The 9,875-nt window shown below is 63.5% G+C and carries 8 protein-coding genes and 3 pseudogenes; 6 read left to right on the forward strand and 5 right to left on the reverse strand.

What is annotated here, in order from left to right; all coding sequences use genetic code 11:
* Positions 1 to 99: 99 nt before the first annotated feature.
* The 3 genes and pseudogenes from IM708_RS19150 (at position 100) to IM708_RS19160 (ending at position 4,295) form a co-directional block, all read left to right on the forward strand.
* Positions 100 to 1,488, forward strand: a complete 1,389-nt coding sequence (locus IM708_RS19150; protein WP_209428170.1) for an APC family permease — start codon at positions 100 to 102, stop codon at positions 1,486 to 1,488.
* A pseudogene (locus IM708_RS19155) lies at positions 1,478 to 3,806 on the forward strand (heavy metal translocating P-type ATPase). Before IM708_RS19150 ends, IM708_RS19155 begins: the two are co-directional and overlap by 11 nt.
* A 156-nt stretch (positions 3,807 to 3,962) precedes the next feature.
* Positions 3,963 to 4,295: a class I SAM-dependent methyltransferase gene (locus IM708_RS19160; protein WP_209428171.1), complete on the forward strand. Its 333-nt coding sequence runs from the start codon at positions 3,963 to 3,965 to the stop codon at positions 4,293 to 4,295.
* Positions 4,296 to 4,312: 17 nt separating this feature from the next.
* Here the strand turns inward: IM708_RS19160 and IM708_RS19165 are convergent, their stop codons facing one another.
* From IM708_RS19165 to IM708_RS19185, 5 genes are all read right to left on the reverse strand, one after another.
* Positions 4,313 to 4,777 (reverse strand): cytochrome c, encoded by a 465-nt coding sequence (locus tag IM708_RS19165; RefSeq protein WP_209428172.1) that lies wholly within the window; start codon positions 4,775 to 4,777, stop codon positions 4,313 to 4,315.
* Positions 4,778 to 4,936: 159 nt separating this feature from the next.
* The gene (gene cueR, locus IM708_RS19170) at positions 4,937 to 5,335 is read right to left on the reverse strand and encodes a Cu(I)-responsive transcriptional regulator (RefSeq protein ID WP_209428173.1); all 399 of its coding nucleotides are present in this window, start codon (positions 5,333 to 5,335) and stop codon (positions 4,937 to 4,939) included.
* Between the two features lie 119 nt (positions 5,336 to 5,454).
* Positions 5,455 to 5,949, reverse strand: a complete 495-nt coding sequence (locus IM708_RS19175; RefSeq protein ID WP_209428174.1) for a DUF305 domain-containing protein — start codon at positions 5,947 to 5,949, stop codon at positions 5,455 to 5,457.
* A 36-nt stretch (positions 5,950 to 5,985) separates the two neighbouring features.
* Positions 5,986 to 6,336: a hypothetical protein gene (locus IM708_RS19180; RefSeq protein WP_209428176.1), complete on the reverse strand. Its 351-nt coding sequence runs from the start codon at positions 6,334 to 6,336 to the stop codon at positions 5,986 to 5,988.
* Positions 6,337 to 6,462: 126 nt separating this feature from the next.
* Entirely contained in the window at positions 6,463 to 6,660 is a 198-nt protein-coding gene (locus tag IM708_RS19185; protein ID WP_209428177.1) for a heavy-metal-associated domain-containing protein, read from the reverse strand.
* A gap of 236 nt (positions 6,661 to 6,896) precedes the next feature.
* On the opposite strand from IM708_RS19185, the pseudogene IM708_RS19190 reads away from it, so the two are divergent.
* From IM708_RS19190 to corA, 3 genes and pseudogenes are all read left to right on the forward strand, one after another.
* Positions 6,897 to 7,360, forward strand: a pseudogene (locus IM708_RS19190) (DUF411 domain-containing protein).
* Between the two features lie 189 nt (positions 7,361 to 7,549).
* Positions 7,550 to 8,552: pseudogene (locus IM708_RS19195) on the forward strand (DUF808 domain-containing protein).
* A gap of 140 nt (positions 8,553 to 8,692) precedes the next feature.
* A complete protein-coding gene (gene corA / locus IM708_RS19200; protein WP_209428178.1) occupies positions 8,693 to 9,739 on the forward strand; it encodes a magnesium/cobalt transporter CorA in 1,047 nt (348 codons plus the stop codon).
* Positions 9,740 to 9,875 lie beyond the last annotated feature (136 nt).

Genomic DNA, 9,875 nt, shown 5'->3' on the forward strand with positions numbered 1-9,875 from the left:
AGGGGACATGGTTGGTGTTCGGGCTCGGGCCTGTGCCAGCATTACGGCATTACAGCATTCTTGGGCGGCGGTGCGACATGCGCCTGAAAAGGAAAATCGATGACGAAAAGCGACTACGAGAAGAACAGCATTACGCTGCCTGGCGCAGTGGCCATGGGCACCGGCGTGATGATCGGCGCGGGCATCTTCGCGCTGACCGGCCAGATCGCCGAGCTCGCCGGGCCGCTCTTTCCGCTCTCGTTCGTCGTCGGCGCCATCGTGACCGCCTTCAGCGCCTACACCTACATCAAGATGTCGAACGCCTATCCCTCCGCGGGCGGCATCGGGATGATCCTGAAGAAGGCCTACGGACCCACGACGGTCGCGGCCGGGGCCGCCCTGCTGATGGCGCTGTCGATGGTCATCAATGAGAGCCTTGTCGCGCGCACCTTCGGAACCTACACACTGCGGGCGTTCGGCGGCGATCCGGACAGCATTCTGGTGCCCATTCTCGGTGTCGGGCTGATCGTCTTCGCCTATCTCGTGAACGCCTCGGGCACCCGGTCGGTCGGGCTGTTCTCCATCATAATGGCCGTGCTCAAGGTGGGCGGCATCGCGCTGTTCGGCGCAGCGGGTCTTTGGGCAAGCGGCATCTCGTTCGAGGCGACGGGTGATGATTTTGCAGCCACAGGGTTCGTGGCATCGGTTGCGCTGTCGATCCTGGCGTTCAAGGGCTTCACCACCATCACCAACAGCGGCGCCGAGGTCACCGACCCGCACCGCAACGTGGGCCGGGCCATCATCTGGTCGATCGCCATCTGCGTCGTCGTCTATCTGCTGGTGGCCTTCGCGGTCGGCTCCAGCCTGCCGCTCGACCGTATCGTGGCGGCGAAGGACTACGCGCTGGCCGAAGCGGCCGAGCCCGCCCTCGGTCAGACCGGTTTCTACCTGACGGTGGCGCTGGCGCTGGTGGCCACGGCGTCGGGTCTGATCGCCAGCGTATTCGCGGTCTCGCGGATGCTGGCGATTCTCACTGACATGAAGATGATCCCGCACAGCCATTTCGGAATGCCAGGCACGATCAAGGAACACACGCTCGTCTACACCGTCGTGATCGCGGGCTTCCTGACAGTCTTCTTCGACCTCAGCCGCATCGCCTCGCTCGGGGCTTTCTTCTACCTGGTGATGGACATGATCATCCACTTCGGCGTGTTCCGGCATCTGCGCGAGGAAATCGGCGCGCGAGGCGGGGTGTTGCTGACGGCCATCGCCCTCGATGCCGTGGTGTTGGCCGCCTTCGCCGCAATGAAGTGGCAGTCGGACCCGCTCATCGTCGTGGTCGGCATCATCGGCATGGCGCTCGTGTTCCTGTTCGTCCGGGTGTTCCTGGCGCGCAATCCGGTCCGGGAAGCGCTCACGACCAGCACTAAAAAAGAGCTTGAGCTTCAAGTCTCTGGAAGGTGCAAGTTGAAACAAGACATCGAAAGGCTGGCAGACCATGGAGCATGATCATCATCACGCGGCGCCCGACATCCCGGCGGGGACTGAAACGGCAAAGGACCCAGTCTGCGGGATGACGGTCGCAGTCAAACCCGATGGGCGTCACGCCGAGTTCAAGGCCGAGACTTTCCATTTCTGCTCCGAGAAGTCCCAGACGAAGTTCGAGGCGGATCTGTGGTTCTACGCCTTGGGCCGGGCCGCCGGGCGGAAGAAGGCTGCTCCGGCCAACGTCCAGTACACCTGTCCGATGCATCCCGAGATCGTCCGCGACGCGCCGGGGGCCTGCCCGATCTGCGGCATGGCGCTGGAGCCGATGGTCCCGTCCGACGAGCCCAGCGAGGAACTGACCGACTTCACACGGCGGATGTGGATTTCGGCCGCGGCCGCGCTGCCGCTCGTCATTCTGACGATGGATGAACTGGTGGCGCTGCCGGTGCGCGACTGGATTGGACACCAGACCGCCAGCTATCTCGAGTTCGTGCTGGCCACGCCGATAATCCTTTCGGCGGCGCTGCCATTTTTCAGGCGTGGTTGGGATTCGGTGGTGAACCGCAGCCCAACATGTGGACGCTGATCAGTCTCGGCGTGGGGGCTGCCTACCTCTATTCTATCGTCGCCACGTTTATGCCGGGCGTCTTTCCCGAACAGTAGCGGATGGGCCACGGTGTCGGCACCTATTTCGAGGCGGCGGTCGTGATCGTGACCTTGGTCTTCGTGGGTCAGGTGCTGGAATTGCGCGCACGCGAGCGCACCGGCGATGCGCTCCGCGCGCTGCTGGATCTGGCGCCCAAGACGGCCCGTCGCATCCTGCCCGATGGCACGGAGTATGACGCACCGCTTGAAAACATCATGGAGGGGGACAGGCTGCGCATGCGCCCGGGCGACGCGGTCCCGGTCGACGGTGTGGGATCGGCCGCTCGTCGCTCGATGAAAGCATGCTGACCAGCGAGTCGATGCCGGTCGAAAAGGGTCCGGGCGATGCCGTGACCGATGCCACGATCAACAAGAACGGCTCTCTGGTGATCGAGGCGGGCAAGGTCGGCTCCGACAGCGTGCTGGCGCAGATCGTGGCCCTGGTGTCGAACGCACGCCGGTCCCGCGCGCCGATCCAGGGTCTGGCCGACCCTGTTTCGGCGGTGTTCGTGCCGACGGTGGTAATCATCGCCGTAATAGCCTTCGTCGTCTGGCTGACCGTCGGCCCCGAACCTGCGCTGGTCTTCGCCATAGCATCCGCCGTTTCGGTCCTCATCATTGCCTTTCCCTGTGCGCTCGGACTCGCGACGCCGATCTCCATCACCACGGCGGCGGGACGCGGCGCACAGGCGGGCGTGTTGATCAAGGACGCCGAGGCACTGGAGCGCATGGCGGCCGTCGACACGCTGATCGTGGACAAGACCGGCGCGCTGACCATGGGCAAGCCGAAGCTGACGGACACCGTGGCGGTTGCGGACATCAGCGAGACCGACCTGCTGTCGCTCGCCGCAGCGCTCGAGCGTGGCTCGGAGCACCCGCTGGCGGAGGCGATCGTCGAAGGGGCGGAAGCGCAGGGCGCCCCGCGTCTGGAAGCGACCGACTTCGACGCCGTCACCGGCAAGGGCGTGCGTGGCAGTGTCGGGGGACGCGCGGTGGCGCTTGGAAATGCCGCGATGATGCGGGAGATGGGGCTGTACACGGGTGCGGCCGAGGTGAAGGCGGACACGCTGCGCGCCGAGGGGAAGACGGCCATGTTCATCGCGGTCGATAGCGCGCTCGTTGGCATCGTCGCAGTGGCCGACCCGATAAAGGACTCCACCGCGCAGGCCATCAGGGAACTTCATGCCCAGGGGCTGCGGGTGATCATGGAGACCGGCGACAACGAGCGCACGGCGCGGGCGGTGGCGGGCAAGCTCGGAATCGACGAGGTGCGCGCCGGCGTCCTGCCCGAAGCCAAGAAGGATCTGATCGACCAGTTGCGCCGCGACGGCCACAAGATCGCGATGGCGGGCGATGGGGTGAACGACGCGCCCGCGCTCGCTGCCGCCGATGTCGGCAGCGCCATGGGCACGGGGGCCGATGTGGCGATGGAAAGCGCCGGTATCACCCTGCTCGGCGGCGACCTGATGGGCATCGTCCGGGCGCGCAAGCTGGCCCGCGCCACCCTGCGCAACATCAAGCAGAACCTGTTCTTCGCCTTCGCCTACAACACTCTCGGGGTGCCGGTCGCGGCGGGGCTGCTCTACCCGCTCACGGGGATGGTGCTGTCCCCAATGATCGCGGCGGCGGCGATGAGCCTGTCGTCGGTGTCGGTGATCACGAACGCGCTGCGACTGCGGCGGATCGAGCTGTGAAGGGCTGACGATGTCCGAAGAACCGAACCGCTGGGAAAGCGTCTACCGAAGCAAGGAGGAGGCCGAGACAAGCTGGTTCGAGGACCGTCCGCAGGTATCGCTCGACCTCATAGCGGAGAAAGGCGTGGGCAAGGACGCGGCCATCGTCGATGTGTGGTGGCGAACGTCCTGCACTGGCAGCCCTCCGGCCGCTTCGACGTCTGGCATGATCGGGCTGCGTTCCATTTCCTGACCGAGGCTTCCGATCAGGACGCCTATCTGCGGGTCATGGATCGGGCCCTTGTCCCCGGCGGCCACGCCATCATCGGAACGTTCGCGCTCGATGGTCCGACGTCGTGCAGCGGTCTGCCGGTCGCGCGCTATGATGCGGCCCTGCTTTCGGAACGGCTTGGTAGCGGATATCGGCTCGTCAGATCGCTGAGCCACGAACACCGCACACCGTGGGGCAGCGTGCAGCGGTTCCATTTCGGGCTCTTTCAGAAGGTCTGAAAGGTGTCGGGAGATCGTCAATCTGCGGCCGCGTTGGACCGCTGCGCTTGCGCGTCGCGAATGTGTTCGGGCCACGTTGACTTGATGTAGTCCAGGATGGCTTCGATCTCGCCTTGGTCCAGCACGGAGCCGAAGCCCGGCATGCCCGACGTGAAGGTCACGCCCATGTCGTCCAGAACGGCCTGACCGCCTCGGGCGATGTAGTCGATGAGCATGGCATCATCATGATGCCAGGTGTGGCCCGTCTCGTCATGTGGCGGCGCCGGATAAAAGCCGTTGGCGTCAGGGCTGCGCCAGTCGGGCTGTCCCTCGAGATCGACGCCGTGGCAGACTGCGCAGTGCTCGACGTAAAGCGCGCGGCCGGAGTCGGTGTTCGTCTCGGAAGCGTGGAGGAACGCCGCAGCCGGAACCGGCATGAGCCCGATCAGCAGGGAGAATGCAGGCAACAGATGCCGACCGGGCAAGAGCGGTTTGACCGGCATCCGGTGCCCCTGTCGGCGCCACGACCCAGCCATCAGCGAAAGAAGACGTATTTGACCAGTGCCGCAACGACGAGCACCACGAGAATGGCGACCATGACGCCCCACAGCCCCATTCCCCACATCATGCCGTCGCCCATCATCGTTCCGATCTCCTGACTCCTAGTGGTCGCGCGACCTTCCCGAGAGCCCGTCGATGATCGGGCAGTCCGGGCGGAGGTCGCCGTGACATTTCTCGACAAGATGCCCGAGGATCTCCCGCAACCCGGTCAGTTCCGCGATCTTCCGGTCGATCTCGCCAAGCTTCTCGGTGGCGATCGCCTTCACATCCGCGCTGGCGCGGTCGCGGTCGGTATAGAGGGAGAGCAGCTGCCGACATTCCTCGACTGAAAACCCGAGGCTGCGGGACCGTTGGACGAAGCGCAGCCGGTGGACGTCCTCGTTGGAATAGTCGCGGTTCCCGTTGGCAGCCCGGTCGGCGGTCAGCAGACCGATCTCCTCGTAGTAGCGGATCGTCTTGGGCGGCAGGCACGATTGCCTGGCGGCTGTCCCGATGTTCATGGCGCATCTCCTGACCCTGCCCCCCCCCAATATAGGGGTTCCGGTCACTGGAAGCTCAAGAGATTTCGAAGTGACAAACGGAATTGGCCGCGCGGCTGAACCGCGCGGCCATCCGGGTCTCAGTTGGCGTTCTCAGCCAGCCAAGTGGTCATCCGCTCGATCTCGGGGCCCTGCGCCGCGATGATCTCCTCGGCAAGCGCGCGCATCTGCGGATCGTCGCCGTGCTCGAGCAAAACCTCAGCCATGTCGATGGCGCCCTGATGGTGGGCGATCATTCCACAGGCGAAGGCCACGTCGGCATCCTCCATCATCATGCCTTCGTGCATGGCCGCCATGGTGATCATCATCTTGCGCATGTTCTCCTGCACATGCTCGGGCATGCTTTCGAGGTCCATGCCTCCCATGCCCATCATCTCCATCATGCCGGCGCCCATGCCGCCGCCCTGATTGCCGTGCATGCCACCGTGGCCCATGGCCGAATGGTCCATGCCGCCTGCGGCGGAAGCTGTCGTGCACTGCTCGGGGAGCTGGAATTCCGCGTCCTGCGCCAAAGCGGGCGCCGAGAAGGCGGTTGCGGCGACAGCCGCTCCTAGGATCGTCTTTGCGATGTTCATCTTGAGTTTTCCTGATTGTGTTAATTTCATTGGCGATCAGACAGGCATACGTCGGGGCGGCGGCAGCACCATCCCCGGATCGCTGCCGGTGCCACGGACAGCTGATGCAGCAGTCGCCCCGTCATCGCAGACAATCAAGGGCAGGTCTTGCGGTCCGACCGAAATGCCCGGACAGCAATGGGCCATCATGCAACAGCCGATCGCAGAAGCGGCGCAGTCGGCATCCAACTGGACATTGAGATACCGGATCTGGTCGTTCTCTTCGATATTCGCGTGGTGGCCATGCGTTCCTGCCTGCACCCCGTCATTAACGGATACTGCAGACCCATGGTCGACGGGCGGCCAGACGAGCACGAAGGCCAGCGTCAGTAACGCTGCCAATCCCATTCTCCAACTCCACGCAGACCTTTTCATCGATACTCGTCCATCCGGGGAAACAGCTCTGCCAGTGCTTACAACCCGCGGGCCATCAGCGCGTTCCTCCTTGCATCGTCACCGACAGCCGGCAGGACATCACGCCGCGCGGCGCGGCGGAAATCCGGCGTCTTGGAGCACGGCCGCCACGGCGGATTGATCAGCACCCGACTCCACGGTGACGCGTTTCAGGTTGAGGGCAATGTCGACCTTTGCCTGCGGATCAACCGAGTGGATCGCCTTGGTGACGCTCTTGGCACAGCCGCCGCACGCCATGTTGTCGATCTGGAATTGCATGAGAGTCTCCCCGAGCATCTGGTTAGCCCTGAAGATGGGGCTTCCAGTCAGTGGAAGGTCAAGAGAAGCCCGGGCGCGATCGATGCGCTACGGCTCAACCTTCCGTGTACGAGTGACGATTGCGACTCAGTTGGATGAGGCGTGTGAGTAAGCTATCAAAGAAGAATGCGGGGTACGGACGGTTTGAAGACTATGCTGGTTGCCGCGATGACCTTGCGTGAAGAAAAGGATCCACGATGCGATTGATTGTTTCTCGCCGGGGTTTCGTACTTGGCGCGTGCGCTGTTTCGGTGACGGCCGCGTTGCCTGCCGGGGCCGAGGCCAGACCTGGTCTTCACGTGCTCAGGGATCCCAGCTGCGGATGTTGCTCGGCCTGGGTCGAGATCCTGCAGTCCGATGGATTCGATGTGACGGTCGAGGAGAGCGGGGGAGCGGCGCTCGCGCAGTACAAGCTCGACAACGGTATCCCGCAGGCCATGGGTCCGGCAGGATTGCGGGCTACATGATCGAAGGACATGTTCCGCCTGCTGATATCCGCCGTCTGCTGGACGAGCGTCCGGACGCCGTCGGACTTGCCGTGCCGGGGATGCCCTATGGCTCGCCAGGCATGGGGCCGGAAAGCGAACGTGAATCCTACGAGGTATTTCTGATCCAGCGCGACGGATCGACCGAGGTCTATGCCAGCTACTCCGCTGTCTGACGACGAGAGGGGCGGGGTTCTGCCTTCTCTTGAGGCTCCCGACCGCAATCCGGGCACCATCCAGGTGCGGTGGCCAATCGGAGCTCATGCTGGTGCTCGACGAAGGAGAGCAGAACACGACATCATCTTTGGGGGATCCTTCGGCAAACACGCTGGTAGTCATCACGAAGTCGCTTGGGAGCATAGCGAATGAGCGGCCTGCTTTCACTGCTCGACGACATAGCCGCGCTTGCCAAGCTCGCGGCTGTTCACATCGACGATGTCGCGTCTCAGGCCTCCCGAGCGGGCGTGAAAAATCGCCGGGTCGGTGATCGATGACGCCGCAAAAGCCGGCACGAAATCGCTCGGCGTCGTCATTGATGACGCCGCAGTGACCCCCAAATACGTCCAGAACCTGCCCGCCGCGCGCGAGCTACCGATGGTCTGGAAGATCGCGCGCGGGTCGATCTTCAATAAGCTGGTCATCCTGCTGCCTGCGGCGATGCTGCTGTCCGTGTTCGCGCCCTGGCTTCTGACGCCCCTTCTGATGCTGGGTGGTACCTATCTGTGTTTCGAAGCGGCGGAGAAGATTCTGCATCTGATCCGCCCCGAGGCCGATCACGGACCCACGCCCGAAACGCTCCACGCCGCGCACCTGGAGGCCGACCGTGTCGCGGGGGCGATCAAGACGGACTTCATCCTCTCTGCCGAGATCATGACCATCGCGTTGGCGCAGATCACATCCGACAGCCTCTGGGTTACGGGATCGGCCCTCGCGTTGGTCGCCATCGGCATAACGTTTCTCGTCTACGGCAGCGTCGCCATTCTGGTCAAAGCAGATGATTTCGGTCTGCAACTGGCGCAGGTCGGGCAATGCCCGGTCACACGCTCCCTTGGCGTGGGGATCGTGAAGGCGATGCCCTCCGTGGTGGCAGTGATATCCGCGATCGGCACGGCCGCGATGCTGTGGGTTGGCGGATCGATCGTGATCCATGGCCTGGAAGTGCTGGTTTGGGGCGCGATAAGCCACCAGATCCATGTTCTGCCGGCGGTTGCAGTGCGACTGGTCGGCACTGCAGGCGCCGTCGTTGAGTGGACAGTGACCGCCAGTCTGGACGGCCTCTTCGGACTTGCGCTCGGCTTCACAACGATCCCGCTCGTCAATTACCTGGTGGCTCCCGCCGCCAGGTTAGTCTCATCGTGGAAAGCGTGAGGCATGCTCTGCTGCACGACATCCATCTTGCCAAGGTCTGACCTGCAACTGAATCGAGACACAGCTTGAGCCACCCAAGAACGCATCGGAACAGACATCGCCGCCGGACCCCACCGGGTGCCGCACCCGGAACTTTGACCGTGGCGCCGGAGGCCGTGCATCCGCAGATCCAGACGCTTGCCTACGGTGCGGACAGCTTTGAAGAAACCGCGTCCGCGGCCCTCATCGACCTGGCCGCATCTGTGCCGGCTCCGGGCGTCCGCTGGATCAATGTCGACGGGCTGGGGGACATCCCCACGCTTCAGCACATCGGCAAGGCGTTCGGGCTGCATCCGCTGGCGCTGGAAGACATCGTGAACCTGCACCAGCGCCCCAAGGTCGAAACCTATGACGGCTACCTCTTCATTGTCCTGCGCATGCCGGTGGAGCCTCCGCCCACGCTGGACACGACCCCGGTCAGACTGGAGACAGAGCAAGTGACCATGGCACTGGGGCGCGACTTCGTCGTGACGTTCCAGGAGCGTCCAGGCGACAGTTTCGACCCGGTGCGCCACCGGCTGCGCAATGCCGGCGGTCAGATCCGTCGACGCGGCGCAGACTATCTGGCCTACGCGCTGATCGATGCGGCGATCGACGCCTTCTTTCCGATCCTTGAGGCGTATGGCGAGCAAGTGGAGGAACTGGAGGACGATGTGATTGCACAGCCCGGAAACCGGCAGATCGCCCGCATCCATGAACTGAAGCGCAACCTCCTGACGGCCCGCCGCGCCTTGTGGCCCCTGCGCGATATGGTCAATGCGCTGCTGCGCGAGGACTCGCCCCTGATCGACAGTCAAACGCTGGTCTACCTGCGCGACTGCCACGATCATGCGATCCAGCTGATCGACATGATCGAGACCTATCGCGAAATATGCTCTGGCCTGGTCGATATCCATCTCTCCAGCGTCAGCAATCGGATGAACGAGGTGATCAAGGTCCTGACCATCATCGCAACGATCTTCATCCCGCTGACTTTCATCGTCGGCGTCTATGGGATGAACTTCGATCCGGCTGCCGGACCGCTTTCAATGCCGGAGCTTGGCTGGCGCTACGGCTATCCGGCGATCCTGATACTCATGGCGATGATCGCGGTTGGGCTGCTGATCTGGTTTCGAAGCAAGGGCTGGATTGGGAGAGAGCGGGATTGAGCGCGGCTTCGCCAGCCTCCACGCGATACAGAGCGCAAGCATTGAACGGCATACAAGCTTCGAAAGCGTGACTTTCACAAAGTTTGACTTTGCCCCACGTCCGGCTTCAGCGTGTTCATCAGGGCCTGCTTGACCT

Source organism: Pararhodobacter sp. SW119, from assembly GCF_017811755.1.
In the GTDB taxonomy this organism is placed as follows: Bacteria; Pseudomonadota; Alphaproteobacteria; order Rhodobacterales; family Rhodobacteraceae; genus Pararhodobacter.

What these genes read in the sequence shown, in the direction of transcription:
- IM708_RS19150 (WP_209428170.1), top strand. Translation starts at nt 100, where the DNA reads ATGACGAAAAGCGACTACGAGAAGAACAGCATTACGCTGCCTGGCGCA.
- IM708_RS19165 (WP_209428172.1), bottom strand. Translation starts at nt 4,777, where the DNA reads ATGCCGGTCAAACCGCTCTTGCCCGGTCGGCATCTGTTGCCTGCATTC.
- cueR (WP_209428173.1), bottom strand. Translation starts at nt 5,335, where the DNA reads ATGAACATCGGGACAGCCGCCAGGCAATCGTGCCTGCCGCCCAAGACG.
- IM708_RS19175 (WP_209428174.1), bottom strand. Translation starts at nt 5,949, where the DNA reads ATGAACATCGCAAAGACGATCCTAGGAGCGGCTGTCGCCGCAACCGCC.
- IM708_RS19180 (WP_209428176.1), bottom strand. Translation starts at nt 6,336, where the DNA reads ATGGGATTGGCAGCGTTACTGACGCTGGCCTTCGTGCTCGTCTGGCCG.
- IM708_RS19185 (WP_209428177.1), bottom strand. Translation starts at nt 6,660, where the DNA reads ATGCAATTCCAGATCGACAACATGGCGTGCGGCGGCTGTGCCAAGAGC.